Source organism: Bradyrhizobium sp. CCBAU 11430, from assembly GCF_028128855.1.
In the GTDB taxonomy this organism is placed as follows: Bacteria; Pseudomonadota; Alphaproteobacteria; order Rhizobiales; family Xanthobacteraceae; genus Bradyrhizobium; species Bradyrhizobium ottawaense.
The window spans coordinates 18,527-32,643 of the sequence record NZ_LBJV01000062.1 but is presented as its reverse complement, the minus strand read 5'-3'; the positions used below and the strand labels follow the sequence as shown (position 1 = coordinate 32,643).

Here is a 14,117-nt window from a genome sequence, read left to right as displayed (position 1 = left end):
ATTTCTATCCAATCGGGACAATGGTGGGCACGGCGCGTTGCGCCTTTGCCCACCCTACGGCACCGAGCTAGCCCTCCACCCCGAACGTCAGCCCGGCATGATCCTGCAGCCGCTTGATCAGCTTGTGCTGCATCGCTGCGCCCGGGGTCCAGAAGCCGGCCGGAACGTCCGCGGCGTCGCGCAGCAGGCAGATCGCGCATTCGGAGATCATCTTCGAGGTCGAGCCGTAGCCGGGATCGCGGTCGCCGGTGACGCCGGCGCGGACCATGCGGCCGTCGGGCGCGATCGCGACATAGAGCAGGTTAAATAGACCGTTCTCGCGCTCTTCCTTCGACGGCCCCTCGCCTGGCTTCGGCGCATTCGGGCCGGTCTTCTCGGCATTGACCGCCATCACGCGCTTCGCGTTGGCCTCGCCCTTCTCGCCGGGACCGGTCAGGACCATCTCGTCGTAGACGAACTCGCGGCCGTAGGGAAAGCCCATCAGCATGTTGGAGCGATGGACGTTGCGGGTGTTGATCAGCGCCATCATGAACGGCGCGGCCCAGGATTGCAGATCCTCCTCGTAAGCCGCTCTGTTGCCTTTCGGCTGCTTCGGACCGGTAAATCCGGGCGTCAGCGCAAAATGGTCGTTGAGGATGGCGACGAGGCTGAGATCCTTGGCGACGGCATCGAAGGTCGCCTTCGCGCTCGCCGCTGTCCCGCCTGACAGCGTGCCGCGCATGTCGCGCACGCGGCCCTTGACGCGCGCAGCAGGCGCGCCGAACACGCGCCTGGCCTCTTCCTGCACGAAGAATGTGCCGAGCTCGAACGGCACGGAATCATAGCCGCAGGAAAACACGATGCGCGCGCCGCTCGCCTTGGCCGCCGCATCGTACTTGTCGATCATCTGGCGCATCCAGACCGGCTCGCCGCAGAGATCGAAATAATCCGTGCCCTGTGCAACGCAGGCTGCGAGCAGCTCTTCACCGTAGAATTGGTACGGTCCGACCGTCGTGATCACCGATCTGGTCTGCGCCACCATCGCCTTCAGCGAGGCCGCGTCCGACGCATCCGCCACGATCAGCGGCGTATCCGCGGGCGCGCCGATGGCGTCGCGCACCGATTTGAGCTTGTCGAGGCTGCGGCCCGCCATCGCCCATGTCAGCGCCTTGTCGTCCTTGTAATGTGCCGCCAGATACTCGGCGACGAGCTGGCCGGTGAAACCGGTCGCGCCGTAGACGACGATGTCGAATTTCGCAGAGCTCATGACTGGCCTTTACTTCTTCGCGTAGCTCACGCCCATGCCGGCACGGACGTCGCTTTGAATGCCATAGGGCGGGATCGGATAGCGCAGGCCGTTCCTGGCCAGCGCCTTCATGCCTTCAATTGCCTTGGCGAGATGCGACGGCTTCAAGGCCATCAGCATCTCCTCGTCCGGCACGCCGCCATAGCGCCGTTCGGCATAGCATGGCAAGGACAGGCTGGGCTCCCCGGTCTTGAGCGCCCGCCCCCAGGAATCCGCGCAAGCCGTCTCTCCGACCACGCCCCATTCGAACTTCTTGTAGCCGGTATATTGCAGCCCGTTGATCAGGATGATCATCTGTCCCGGCGTCGCATAGACCAGGCAGATGTCGGGCGGATCGAGCCGGCCGCTGGCGAGCGGACTGACGGCGAGCGCCTGATAGTGTCCGAATGGAACCACGTCCAGCGCCGCCTGGCGCTTGCGCGCGTCGTCCGCGGTGCCGTGCCAGACCCCGACATAATTTTCACCGGCGAGCCATTTCTCGTCCTGCGGCGCAAGCCCGATCACCGCGCGGCATTGCGCGCCGACAAGGTCATCGGCCGTGATGCCGACGGTCCAGCCCAGCCGCGCGGCCATGCTGACGATCTGGTCGGTGGTGTGGATCGCATTCGGCCGCCGGATTTTCGGGATCGCCTCCATCTCTGCCGCTTGCGCGAACAGCTTCATGCCGATCACTGTCGTCTTCAGCCGCAGCAGGCTGTTGAGATCGGCGACGAGGCCGCCAAGATCGATGCTGTCTGCACTCTGCTGTTGCATGGCTTCCTCCGGCCCGGCGATTGCGCCGTGTGTTCTTGTTTTACAGCTCTCGTTCTAGTCCTTGCCCGGTCCCGGAAGCAACTCGCCGGTCCTGCCCATCAGACGGTAGGCCACGAGGCCAATCCACTCGCGCACCGCGACTTCGGTTCGGCCCAGCCCGTCCGCGCCCATATTGGTGAAGGCGAAGAGATCGTCACGCCCGCCCATCCGCCAGTCCACGGGATAGGCCTCGACGTCGAATCCAGCCTTGCGGAAGATCCCCATCGAGCGCGGCATGTGGAAGGCCGATGTCACCAGAAGCCAGCGCTCGCCCGACTTCGGCGTCACCAGCTGTTTCGTGAAGATCGCATTCTCCCAGGTATTGCGGGAGCTGCGTTCCAGGACGAGGCGCTCTTTCGAGATGCCCAAATTTTCCAGGATCGGCGCGGAGTAATCCGCTTCCCTGGCATCAGTGGAGACGAGGTTCGCCGTCCCCCCAGTAAACACGATGCGCGCATTCGGATAGCGGCGCGCGAGCTCGGCCGGCGCAAACAGACGATCGGCGGCGTGCGCGACCACCGGCGTGCGATGCGCCGCCGACAGATCGGTGTCGACGGAGCCGCCGAGCACGATGATGCCGTCGGGCGCGCCGCGCGCAGGGTCCCACGCCGGAAAGCGCGACTCCAGCGGATAGATCAGGAGATTGCCGAGCGGCGAGAACGCCGCCAGCGCCAGCAGCACCAGCGTGGTCACGGCAAGCTTGCGGCCGAGCGCGGCAAAGCGCGTCGCCATCAGCACCAGCGACAGGATGCCGAGCTCGACCATGAAGTTGATCGGCAGCAACGCGGTGCCAAGCGTCTTGGAAAGGACGAAAAACAGGGGAGCCTCGCTGGAATGAACTGGCCGGTCCGCGCGGGGCTTGACCTGCCCGGCGATCTTCAGAAATCTTCTTGAAAGAGGATCGATCGCCGGGTCAAGCCCGGCCTGATGAAAGCGACCGGACGCGGCACATGACCCATCACCACCTGCATTCCAGCCCCAAAACCTGCCATTGGGGCTTCTTCGAAGCCGCGCTCAAGCCCGTGCTGACGATCAAAAGCGGCGACGAGGTGACGGTCGACACCATCAGCGGCGGCCCCGACATGCTGCCCGACCGCGACAAGTTTCACATTCCCCCCGAGATGTTCGAGGTTCACGCCAACAACGAGCGCATGCTGCCCGGCCACATTCTCACCGGCCCGATCGCGGTCGAAGGCGCCGAGCCCGGCGACGTGCTCGCGGTCGAGATCCTCGACGTCCAGCTCCGGCAGGATTGGGGCTGGAACATGATCAAGCCGCTGTCCGGCACCCTGCCCGACGATTTCCACGAGACCCGCATCCTCAACATCCCGCTCGACCGGACGCGGATGACCGGCCGCATGCCGTGGGGCCTCGACCTGCCGCTCAAGCCGTTTTTCGGCGTGATGGGCGTGTCGCCGCCCCCTGGCTGGGGCCGCATCTCCTCGCTGATCCCGCGCGCCATGGGCGGCAATCTCGACAACAAGGAGCTCGGCGCCGGCGCGACGCTCTATTTGCCGGTGTTCGTGCCGGGCGCGATGTTCTCCTGCGGCGACGGCCACGGCGTGCAGGGCGACGGCGAGGTGTGCGTCACCGCGATCGAGACCGCGCTGCAGGGCCGCTTCCGCCTGACGCTGCGCAAGGACCTGAAGTTCGACTATCCCCGCGCCGAGACGGCGACCCACTACATGACCATGGCGATGGATCCCGACCTCGACCAGTGCGTCATACGCGCGCTGCGGGACATGATCGCGCTGCTCGGCGAGCGGCGAAACCTGTCGCGCGAGGACGCCTACACGCTGTGCAGCCTGGCCGCCGATCTCAGGGTGACCCAGACCGTCAACGGCGCCAAGGGCATCCATTGCATGATCGAAAAGGCGATCGTGGACGGCTGAGCCGGCCCGCACCTCGTGACCTGTCGACGCCACGCCGCCGCCGGGACTCCCGCGCGGCGCGCCTCGTCGCGTCTAATTTCCCGTGCGATTCCAACGTGCTGAGCGTCAAGCTCAGCCTGCATTTGACTTCCACCCCCGAACCTAAATAGAGTCTTAATCGTTACTTTTATGTACCCGAGTAAGAGGCTAGCGTTCGCGCCATGGCCACCGAAAAAGCCGAGACTGACCGTATTCCCGTAACCTTGGCGCTCTCGACCATCACCTATTTGGAGAAGCTGGTGAGACAGGGCACCCACGGCACCAGCGTTCCCGGCGTCGCACGTACCCTGATCGAGGAAGGCATCCGTCTCGCCATCAAGGACGGGCTTTTGTCGATTCGCGACAATGGCAGGACGTGAGCGCGCGCCGAATGCGAGGCGGACGGATCTCGGCAAGGCGGATGGCCACATCTGCAACCTGGGACCGTGACACATGCCTGTTCTCTCACCAACGTCTTCATCGACCTGTCCTGCGCCGACGTCTTCCTCAAGCACTTATTCCGCGAGGACTTATTCCTCGAAAACCTGGACCGACGAGCGCATCGAACTTCTGAAGCGGCATTTCGAGGCCGGCCTCTCCTGCCGCGAGATCGCCGCCGACATCGGCGTCAGCCGCAACGCGGTGATCGGCAAGCTGTCCCGCCTCAATCTCACGCGCGGCCGCACCATCGACGAGCGCAAGGTTCAGGACAGGCCGGCGCGGGCGCCGAGAGCCGTGCCGCGGCTGCAATACGAGATGCTCGCCACGATCTATGGCGAAACCGACGCAACCGTGGCCACAGGTCCGATCGACGACGCCAATCGCTGCTCGCTGATGGAGCTGGCCGAGAACCGCTGCCGCTGGCCGATCTCGACGCCGGGCGCCGAGGATTTCTGCTTCTGCGGCAACGCCGCGCCCGACGCTCAGCCCTATTGCGCCGGCCATAGCCGCCTCGCCTACCGGCCGAACTCACGCGCCCGCGTGATGCGCGGCTAGCATCTGTTTGACGCGTTCTCTTGACGCGAACCGGTATCCACTTCGCTCGAAAACGCTGTGCCTCCCAAAAACGAAAAACCTCCGGCGGGGCATCGCCGGAGGTTTCTGGAGGCTTAGCATGAAGCTAAGAGCCGCAACTTTCGTATTTGGCTGCGAGATATATAGCTTAGTAACTCATGTAAGTAAATAAATCGGGGCCGACGGAATCGCATAGCTCGTCTTCGCCTTCCGCACGGGCCATTCGGATTTCCGAAGGCTCCCACAAAAAAAGCCCCGGCGGTGTCCCGCCGGGGCCGTGTCGGATCGGAGAAGACCTCGAGCTTACCAGTTGCGCTGGGCGCGCAGCAGCATGCTGTAGGTGTCCTGGTCCTTGAGCTCGTAGGTCGCCGCCGGCTTGGCGACGCCCGTCAGTGCTCCGGTCGTGATCACGCCCGAATACTTCTGGTCGAGATGGCTGTAGGTGAAGTCAGCCGAGAAGGTCAGGTTCTTCACCGGCGTCCAGCGGGTGATGACGCCGACCTGGCCGATGTTGAAGTCCGGGTTGCAGGAGCCGGTCAGGGTGGCGAACGCCGCGCTGCCGCAGATCATGCTCTTCGCCGTGCCGCTGTAATTGACCGCAGCCCACGCGCCGTACAGCGCCGTGTTCCAGTACGGGCTCCAGTTGTGGGTGAAGGCACCCCGGAAGCCGTAGGTCTTGGTCAGCTCGAGCTGGCCGCCCGGTCCGAACACCGCATCGGACACGCCGGCGAAGCCGATGCTCTGATAGGCGGCGTTCGAGCTGCCGAACATCGAGTAGCTGGTCGCGGCCAGCTCCTGGAAGTTGTAGCGGCTCGCGCCTTCGGTGTAGACGCCCGAGATGTTGATCACGTCGCCGGCGCCGGTCGGGATGTTCTTGATGCCCAACGCGAGCTGAACGGCCCAGCCCCATTTGTCTTCGGGATGACCGGTGGCTTCGGTCGCACCGTAATAGCCGACATGGTTGTCATGCGCGGCGACCGACGCCTGGAACAGGCCCCAGGCCTGGTCGACGCGAACCATGGCGACGAGGTCGGGCGAGCGGGTGCCGCCGATGTCGTTCGAGCCGTAGGCACCACCGAGAACGCCAGTGGTCGACATGCCCGCAGTGTTCCAGATGTTGGTCTGGAAGACCTGCGTCTGGTCCTGCGCCGAGAACGCGGCCGTCACACCCTGGCCGAAGTCGGCGGTGTAGGTGAACTGGGTCACGCCGTTGGTGGTGCCGCTGCCGCCGACGAGCTGGTCGAAATTGTTGCCGGGATAGTTGATCCAGGGCGCGTCGAACTGCGACACGGCCTTACCCATGGTGAAGCCGGCGAACTGGACGAAGGCGTAGTAGACACCGAGCGCGCCGCCGGAGAGATTGCCGTCGGTGCCGTTGATGTTGCCGCCGCTCGAGCCGGTGAGGCCGGTGCCGGCCGCGTTGAGGCCGATCGTGCCGCTGTACTGGGTCGCACCCGTGCCCGAACCGGTCCCGCCATAGCTGCCGGTCGTCCAGGTGAAGACCGCGTCGAAATAGGTGCGGACCACGCCGTACTCGGTCGCGGTGCGCGTGTCGATGTTGAGGTCTTCACGAGCGCGCATCGAGTAGTAGTTGGTGAGGCGGTTGTTGGCCGCGAACACGCCGTTGTACTGGGCGCTGTAATTGCCGCCGGCGTTGAGCGCCACTTCGGCACGCACATAGCCGCCGAGCTTGATGCAGGTGTCGCTGCCCGGGATGTAGTAGAAGCCCGCGCCGTACAGCGTGCAGATCTTGACGTACTCGACTGCCTTGGCCTTGACCGGAAGATCGGCCGCCTGGGCTCCACCGACGGCGATCAGACCCGCCGCAGTGCCGAGCAAAAGGCTCTTCACCAGTTTCATCTTAAAAACCTCCAAGTTGCTCATTTTACGGAGACCGGACCGTGAGGCCCCCCAAGATCCCCGTCTCTATCAATCCGCTCGGCCGCTTTCGGACACACCCGCTTTCGACGCGAGCAACGTCAGCGAACCACCTGCAACGGGACGATCGAGTACCCCCCACCGTCGCGCACCAATATGCCTGCGTCGTTCGCTAATCAAAATACTTTATTAAGTCAGCTTTCCGGTTTTCGCTAAGCCTGTGCCCCGCGCGCAACACCGGGACCAAGCCGATCGCTGAGCTGATCATCTTTGTAGTTTTAGTGACGAAATTACCCTGCCCTGCACTTGCGTCAGAGCAGGCTTGCGTGGACTATGGCCCTCCACGAACACCGGCCTGAACAATCGGTTCACGGGAGTGACGCTGTGTCCGCGACGAGGAAAGAAGGAGCGCGCCTGCGCTCGATCGGCAACCTGGATATCATCAGGCGCTTCACCTGGGAGATATCGTCGATCAACATGTATCTGGAGGAGCTGCGTCAGTTCTGGGCGAAGACGCTTGGCATCAGCGGCCCGCAATGGCTGATCCTGATGGCCATCTCCGACCTCGACAAGGACGACGGCATTCCGGTCAACGTGGTCTCCAAGCTCCTCCACGTCGATCCGTCCTTCGTCACCACCCAGTCCAAGCTGCTCGAAAAGAAGGGCCTGCTCCGCCGTCGCCCCTCGCCGACCGACGCCAGGGTGGTCCGGCTGTCCCTGACCGACAAGACCCAGAAGCACATCGCAAGCCTCAACGAGCAGTACAAGACGATCCGCGAATTCGTCTTCCAGGAGTTCGACGAGAACGAATTGACGGAATTCACCGGCAAGCTCGCGACGCTGAAGAACCGCCTCCAGAAAGCCTGCGTCCGGATCTCACTCGACTTCTAAAGCGCGATGCGATCAGGATGAATCGTCATCGCGCTTCAGGTTGTTGTTTAAGCATGATCTTTTCGGAAAACCGCTGCGCACTTTCCGGATCATGCTTTAGGGCCCCGCGCTCAGATCCGCCGCGCGGCGGTGCCGAGCCGCGATTCGAGCCAGTCGAAGATATATTCGTTGGCAAGGCTCGGATTGTCCGCATGGGCCTGCGCCGCGCCGGTCTCGGCCGCGCTGAACACCTTCAGCATGACATCCGAACTGGCGAGCCGGGAGTTCTCGACGATCTGACGCGCCCGGTCGGCCTTGAGCCAGCCGTCCTCGCCGAGCGTGATCAGCACCGGGCAGTCGGCGCTGGAGGCCATCAGCGGCGCATGCGGCACCGGCACGATGCTGACATCGCTCATCGCGAATCGGCTGGCAAAGAAGGCCCGCTCGTGCAGGTCCCACAGGCCGCCGTCGCAGACGGCGGCGGCGAGCCGCGGCTCCTGCAACACCGCGCGCGCCACGAAGGACGAGCCCCAGCCGTCCGCGATGATCCCGACCCGGGCGAAATCGATGTCGCCGCGCGTCTCCAGATAGTCCATGACGCCGGGAATTGCGCTCTCGAGATCCCGGCGCCGCAACAGCGCGTCGAGATAGTCGTCGCGCTGGTCGCCGAGCAAATCGAGCGCCAGCATCGAGAATCCACGCTCGCGCGCATGCGGCACGAGCTTGAACAGGAATTCCTCCTTGCGATGGCCGGGCTCGCCGATGCAGATCACGGTCGGAGCCCGTCCGCTTCCCGTCGGCGCGGGAATGAAGTAGCCCTGCAACGCATGTCCGTCGAGCCAGGGGATGGTCACGACTTCGCCGGCGGGCCCGCGCGCCGCGAGATAGCGGCGGGCGCATTCCTGCATCGCGAGCACCGCAACCCAGCGGCGCTCGTCGGCCGGGTCGAGCGGCATCGCCGCCGCACCGTAGTAGTTCATGGCGCGCAGCCAGTTGCGCTGCGCGCTCGCCATGTGGCCTTCCGCGAACGCGGCCTCGGCGCGCTGCCGATTGGCCTGCGCCAGCTTCTTCCACTCGCGATGCCAGGACCGGTCGTCACCGCGCTTCAGCTGCCGCGCGATCATCAGGCATTCGGCGATCGTGGCGCCGCCCTCCTGGGCCGCGGTCAAGAGCCGCGTAAATTCAGCGGAGATGTCCTCCCGCTCCGGGCAAAGGATCCAGTCGTCGGAGAGGCATGCGGGAATCATCGGAGCTACGCTCTATCATCGCGTTATCCCCGATTGAGTAAACTATTTCAGTTTACCGACCAAGCAGCCGTGCACCGAATGAGAGCCGTTCGAGATCACCATCGCTTGAACGAAACGGCCCCCTCGCATGCGTGACATTCCAATTCGTCATGAGGCGACGAACATTGGCAGGAGGTGGCACGTACAATTATCTGCGCGCCTCTTGCCATGATGATTATCATACCTATATCGGCGCGCCTTTCGAGGCGGTCTCAACCGAGCCGCCAGCCGACCTCCTGCGTAAAGCTTTCGTAGAAGGCGCGGTCATAGGCATGCTCCGGCGTGGCGCGCACGCGTTCGTCGAGTCGCTCAGCGTCCTCGCCGACGAGGATGCGCCAGCGCTCCGCCTTGACCCCGTCGAGAATGATCTTCGCGGCTTGCGCAGCCGTGGTCGGCGCATCCTCCAGGAAGCTGCGGGCGCGTTCGGCGAACGCCGCCTGGATGTCCTCGTCCGACATCTTGTCGGCATCCGGCACGCCGGCCGCGACCATCCGCTTGCGGGTCAGCGCGACCTCGTCGGCATTGAGTCGCTCCGATCCGTCGGCGCTCTGCACCTTGCGCGAGTTGGAGACGATCGAGGTGCCGATGTGACCGGGCATCACCACCGAGCATTTGACGTGCGGCGCATGCAGGCGGAGGTCGTTGATCAACGCTTCGGTAAATCCCTTCACCGCGAACTTGGCCGAGCTGTAGGCGGTGTGCGCCTGGCCCATGCCGATCGAGGCCCAGAAGCCGTTGACGCTCGCGGTGTTGACGATGTGGGCCTCGTCCGCCGCGACCAGCATCGGCAGGAAAGTGCGCACGCCGAGATAGACGCCGCCCCAGCAGATGTTGAAAGTGCGCTCCCACTGCTCGCGCGTGTTGGTGAACAGGCTGCCGCCGCCGCCGATGCCGGCATTGTTGAACAGCAGGTGGATCCTGTCGGTCTTCTGCTGCTCGGCGAGCTCGTCGCGAAAGCGCTTCAGATGATCCTCGATCGAGACGTCCGCGACATGCGTCGTGACGTGCAGGCCCTGCGGCAGCTTCTCGACCTCGCAGAGTCGCTTGGTCTCCGCCATCGCGGCCTCCGAGACGTCGCACATCGCGATATTGCAGCCTTCGGCGACGAGTTGCCGCGCGAGCTCGCGCCCCATTCCCGTGCCGCCGCCGGTGATGACTGCGATCTTTCCTGCGAAATCCTTCATGGGACTTTCGGCCCCTCCCTTGTCGGTATGTTTCTTCGTCATCGCGCACTCACTGGAGCGCGCACGAAATGTAGCAGCGCCGCATCCGCAAATGAAAGCGGATCGGCGATGCAATCTTCAGCATCAGTTATTTCGGCGCGCGGACTATTGGCCGTTCCGGTGCTGTTGCCACGCGGTCCGTGCATGTGAGGCAGCCTCGCCCGCGGCACATCCTTCGAGACGCCCGCCGTTGGCGGGCTCTCAGGATGAGGACTGGGTGCGTGGCAGCAGCTTCAACGAGCACCGATGTTCATCAGCCTCATCCGGAGGAGACCGCGCAGCGGTCGTCTCGGAGGACGAGGCGCTTGCTCGGCCATCGCCAGGAAGCACACGCGATAGCCCGGCCGTTGCGAGAGAGCGCCCGCGTCGCTGCCGCCACAGTCGGGCAAAAATGCCCGGTTCCCGTATTTGTCCGGCTTCGGTTTATGGGCATTTTTCTTACAATCCGAATCACCAAATGGACTCCGGACGCTGGGTCGAGTCGGCCAGGCCAGCGTGTTGTTTGCGTGTCACAGGCTCTGGCACTCCGCTTGCATCCTCTTCGTGGTCTGAAACTACCGATGAGGTGACAGGAATGTTCGTGACCGTCGTTGCCGTGCTCTGCCGGCTGAGTGCAGCCAGCTCAGGCAGTTGCATCGAGGAAATCGTGACCGACAGCAATGACGCCCGAGATGTCGATGATGCAATGTGCGATCGGCGCACAGGCGCCGCTCGCGAAATGGATGGGCGAGCATCCGATCTATCACGCCAATTGGCGCCTGGATCGGTACAAATGCGTGCCCGGCCATTACGAGATCAAGGGCCACGCCTAAGGCCCCGCAAAACTACTGATCCGAGGAAACGCCCGGGGGCCGCCGTGCCCTCCGCGCGAGCACCGTCAGCGCCAGCCCCATCGAGGCGGCGCGCCCTGTGACCACGGTCACACCGTCCCCCTAAGCCACCATGCGCATGATGAGCGCACGCGCCTTGCGCCCTTCCGGCGTCGGCATCAGCGCGTAGTTGTGTGGCTGGTCACGCAGCAGATGCAGCTCGACCGGCACGCCCACCGCCCTCGCCCGCTCGGCGAGATCGACGCTGTCGGGATAGAGCAGATCGCGAGTCCCAGCGAAGATCGTCATCGGCGCCAGGAAGCGGAAGGCGCCGTTGAGCGGACTGACGAAGGGATGGCCGACATCGAGCTCGCCGGCATAGAGCCGCCCGGCCTCGACGATCCCCGGAATGTCCTGGATCGGATCGCGCGCGGCGATCTCGATTTGCTCGGGACGGCTGACCGACGCATCTGCCGCGGGCGAGATCAGCACCAGCCGCGCCGGCTGTCGATGACCGCGATCGCGCAGCCATTGGCACGCGGCGAGCGCGAGGCCAGCGCCGGCCGAATTGCCGACCACCGTGACCTTTGCGGGTCCGGCGTCTTCCAGCAGCATGCGCAACAGCTCGCCCGTCGCCGGCACGACGTCCTTGGCAGTCGCGCGCGGCGCCAGCGGATAGATCGGCACAACGCACGACACGCGCGCCTTGCGCGTCATCTCGCCGACGAAGCGCCAATGCGCCGGCGCGATCTCGTTGATGAAGCCGCCGCCGTGCAGGAACATGACGTAGTTGCAGTCCTCAAAGCCCGACGACGGCGCGGTGTAATAGACCGGCCAGCCGCCCATCTTGGTCAGCGTCGCCTCGACGCCGCGCCCCAGGCCCGTCGGCTCGTAAGAGGCCGGCTGCAAGGCGAGCTTCTGCACATGCGCCCGCACGGCTTCGATTGATGCCAGCTGCTGCTTGTAGGGCAGCAGGGCGAGCAGCATGTTGAAGACGCGACTTTGCAGGCTTGGGGCGGGATCGCGCCGGGCCGGTGGACCGAACACGCAACCGCCCGGGCAGAACTGCAAGGCCGACACTAGTCTGGCAACGCTCATGGCCACATCCCCATCTGGCACTTTCGAAACGGCGACAAGGGGCTTGCCGACCCACCGCCACCTGCCGATATAATGCGAGTATTCGCTCGCTTTTCCTACTCGCATTCGGATCACAAGATCGTGGCTCGCCAACCGCCGACAAAACCCCGGAAAAATGCCTCGCAGGCGCGATCACGCGCCACCATCGACGCTCTGGTCGAGGCGACCGCTCGCATTCTGGTCCGCGAAGGTTTTGAGAAGGCCAGCACCAACCGCATCGCCGAAATCGCCGGCGTCAGCGTCGGTTCGCTCTACCAGTATTTTCCAAGCAAGGAAGCGCTCGTCGCCGCCGTGATCGACCGTCACAACGACGAGATCATGGGCATCGTCCGCGCCGCGCTCGTTGAAGTCGCCGATCTGCCGATCGACAAGGCGGTGCGAAAACTCGTCACCGTCGCGATCGACGCCCACCGCATCAATCCGAAGCTACACCGCGTCCTCGCCGAGCAGATCCCACGCACCGGCCAGCTCAAAGACGTCGAAGCTTACAACCGAGAGATCCAAACGTTAGTGCGCGCCTATCTCGAAAGCCGCCGCAAGGAGATGCGCAAGGTCGATCTCGATGTCGCAACCTTCATCTGCGTCAGCGCGATCGAAGCGATCGCGCACAACACGGTGCTGCACGGCGCCGAGATGCTGTCGGAGAAGATGGTGCGGACGCTGGTGGACGAGACGACGCGGATGGTGGTGGGGTATTTGAGTTAGGTGGCCCTTACGGAGATCTGCTCCAAAGCTCAAAAGTGATAGTTCACGCCCACTCGCGCCACGTGGAAATCCGCCCGGCCGAAATTTGCAGTGTATCTGGACAGGTTCGGACCAATACCCGTTGCGAGTGCGTTGGCCGTCACTGACGATTTGCCGAGGTCAACGTAAAGATATTCGGCCTTGAAGCTCCAACGAGGCGCAAAGCGCCATTCGCCGCCTCCACCCAACGTCCAGCCGGTCTGAATGCGGGAATTGCTCCCCGTGAAGCACGTCAATCCCGTTGTACAAGCAAATGAAGTGCCGCTGACGGAGATACTGAAGCCTCCAGGCGGTCCGTTTACGATGTAGTCGTCAAATGTCGCCACCCGACCAAAAGCGAAGCCGCCGGTCCCATACAGAAGAACGCTAGGCGAGACCAGCGCCCCAAAGCGCCCACGAATACTCCCCCACCAATCAATCTTTTGCTCGGCCGAGATGGTCTGTGTGAAAGCTGGGGGCAGAATCGGCGCGGTTTCGCGACCGCTTCCGCGCAAGCTGGATGCGCTCAAGTCGCCTTCAACGCCGACGAGCCATTTGCCACCCAGCTGCCAATTGTAGCCCGCCTGCAAACCTCCCGTTACACCATTCATCGAAAAATCGTGAGCGCTGAGAGCAACCTGCCCCGCAAACGGAGCTACAAGCGGAACTCCGGGATTGAAAAGGAAAGCGGAAGCGGCGTCACTCGTAAAACCCACGGACCGGTTTGCCCATGCGCCGCCAACGTTGCCGCCTATATAAAATCCCATCCAGCTCGGGCTGGAGTCAGCCGTGCGCACTTTCGTGAAAAGTGCGGGGCTTTGGTCAGCAGCTTCCGCCCCCGACGCGACACTCGCCAAGACTGCTACAGCGGCCAGCACTCTTCTCACGGGACGCCCCCTCCGCGATTCCAACGCGCCCGAAATTCTTAAATCATGTTGACGCTGCACGCTGTGACGCCAAGGCAACACTCGCGGAACGTTGCAACCGCAAACGTGCGGCCCGCGGTAACCCGCCCGAAAATTTGATTCTTTGAAATGGTCGGAGCGAGAGGATTTGAACCTCCGACCCCTAGTCTCCCAGACTAGTGCGCTAACCGGGCTGCGCCACGCTCCGAACGTCGTTCCATTAGCTAGGATCGGCGCGATGCGCAAGGCGAGGCCACAGCATTTTGGTGCCTCTCCCTCCGTGGG

General features: G+C 63.8%; 14 protein-coding genes and 1 tRNA gene. 6 read left to right on the top strand and 9 right to left on the bottom strand.

Annotated elements, in window-relative coordinates:
* Positions 1–67: 67 nt before the first annotated feature.
* Genes XI04_RS21635 through XI04_RS21625 form a run of 3 tightly spaced genes read right to left on the bottom strand, consistent with a single transcriptional unit; the run spans position 68 to position 2,860 of the window.
* Complete coding sequence (locus XI04_RS21635; protein WP_028141404.1) at positions 68–1,246, bottom strand: saccharopine dehydrogenase family protein; 1,179 nt, start codon at positions 1,244–1,246, stop codon at positions 68–70.
* Between the two features lie 9 nt (positions 1,247–1,255).
* Complete coding sequence (locus XI04_RS21630) at positions 1,256–2,038, bottom strand: DUF169 domain-containing protein (protein WP_271609007.1); 783 nt, start codon at positions 2,036–2,038, stop codon at positions 1,256–1,258.
* 54 nt (positions 2,039–2,092) lie between these two features.
* Positions 2,093–2,860, bottom strand: a complete 768-nt coding sequence (locus XI04_RS21625) for a YdcF family protein (protein WP_271609008.1) — start codon at positions 2,858–2,860, stop codon at positions 2,093–2,095.
* Between the two features lie 167 nt (positions 2,861–3,027).
* Here XI04_RS21625 and XI04_RS21620 point away from each other — a divergent pair, with 167 nt between their 5' ends.
* The 3 genes from XI04_RS21620 to XI04_RS21610 all read left to right on the top strand — a co-directional run bounded on the left by XI04_RS21620 (position 3,028) and on the right by XI04_RS21610 (position 4,983).
* Positions 3,028–3,969 (top strand): acetamidase/formamidase family protein, encoded by a 942-nt coding sequence (locus XI04_RS21620; protein ID WP_271609009.1) that lies wholly within the window; start codon positions 3,028–3,030, stop codon positions 3,967–3,969.
* Between the two features lie 200 nt (positions 3,970–4,169).
* Positions 4,170–4,367, top strand: a complete 198-nt coding sequence (locus XI04_RS21615; RefSeq protein ID WP_007603456.1) for a hypothetical protein — start codon at positions 4,170–4,172, stop codon at positions 4,365–4,367.
* Between the two features lie 73 nt (positions 4,368–4,440).
* The gene (locus XI04_RS21610) at positions 4,441–4,983 is read left to right on the top strand and encodes a GcrA family cell cycle regulator (RefSeq protein WP_212429546.1); all 543 of its coding nucleotides are present in this window, start codon (positions 4,441–4,443) and stop codon (positions 4,981–4,983) included.
* Positions 4,984–5,304: 321 nt separating this feature from the next.
* On the opposite strand, the gene XI04_RS21605 is transcribed toward XI04_RS21610, so the two are convergent.
* Entirely contained in the window at positions 5,305–6,861 is a 1,557-nt protein-coding gene (locus tag XI04_RS21605) for a porin (RefSeq protein WP_038948780.1), read from the bottom strand.
* Between the two features lie 402 nt (positions 6,862–7,263).
* On the opposite strand from XI04_RS21605, the gene XI04_RS21600 reads away from it, so the two are divergent.
* Positions 7,264–7,770 (top strand): MarR family winged helix-turn-helix transcriptional regulator, encoded by a 507-nt coding sequence (locus XI04_RS21600; protein WP_026202299.1) that lies wholly within the window; start codon positions 7,264–7,266, stop codon positions 7,768–7,770.
* Between the two features lie 110 nt (positions 7,771–7,880).
* Here XI04_RS21600 and XI04_RS21595 read toward each other — a convergent pair whose 3' ends face one another.
* A complete protein-coding gene (locus XI04_RS21595) occupies positions 7,881–8,996 on the bottom strand; it encodes an alpha/beta hydrolase family protein (protein WP_212477221.1) in 1,116 nt (371 codons plus the stop codon).
* Positions 8,997–9,247: 251 nt separating this feature from the next.
* A complete protein-coding gene (locus XI04_RS21590; protein WP_038973484.1) occupies positions 9,248–10,219 on the bottom strand; it encodes an SDR family NAD(P)-dependent oxidoreductase in 972 nt (323 codons plus the stop codon).
* 716 nt (positions 10,220–10,935) lie between these two features.
* Between XI04_RS21590 and XI04_RS21585 the strand changes: the two genes are divergently transcribed.
* Positions 10,936–11,070, top strand: coding sequence for a hypothetical protein (locus tag XI04_RS21585; RefSeq protein ID WP_271623762.1), 135 nt, complete (start codon positions 10,936–10,938; stop codon positions 11,068–11,070).
* Positions 11,071–11,190: 120 nt separating this feature from the next.
* Here the strand turns inward: XI04_RS21585 and XI04_RS21580 are convergent, their stop codons facing one another.
* Positions 11,191–12,165: an alpha/beta fold hydrolase gene (locus tag XI04_RS21580; protein WP_050995749.1), complete on the bottom strand. Its 975-nt coding sequence runs from the start codon at positions 12,163–12,165 to the stop codon at positions 11,191–11,193.
* Positions 12,166–12,285: 120 nt separating this feature from the next.
* Here XI04_RS21580 and XI04_RS21575 point away from each other — a divergent pair, with 120 nt between their 5' ends.
* Positions 12,286–12,909, top strand: coding sequence for a TetR/AcrR family transcriptional regulator (locus XI04_RS21575; protein ID WP_271591077.1), 624 nt, complete (start codon positions 12,286–12,288; stop codon positions 12,907–12,909).
* Between the two features lie 29 nt (positions 12,910–12,938).
* On the opposite strand, the gene XI04_RS21570 is transcribed toward XI04_RS21575, so the two are convergent.
* Both XI04_RS21570 and XI04_RS21565 read right to left on the bottom strand, forming a co-directional pair.
* Complete coding sequence (locus tag XI04_RS21570; protein ID WP_271609016.1) at positions 12,939–13,805, bottom strand: outer membrane protein; 867 nt, start codon at positions 13,803–13,805, stop codon at positions 12,939–12,941.
* 157 nt (positions 13,806–13,962) lie between these two features.
* A tRNA-Pro gene (locus tag XI04_RS21565) sits at positions 13,963–14,040 on the bottom strand.
* Positions 14,041–14,117 lie beyond the last annotated feature (77 nt).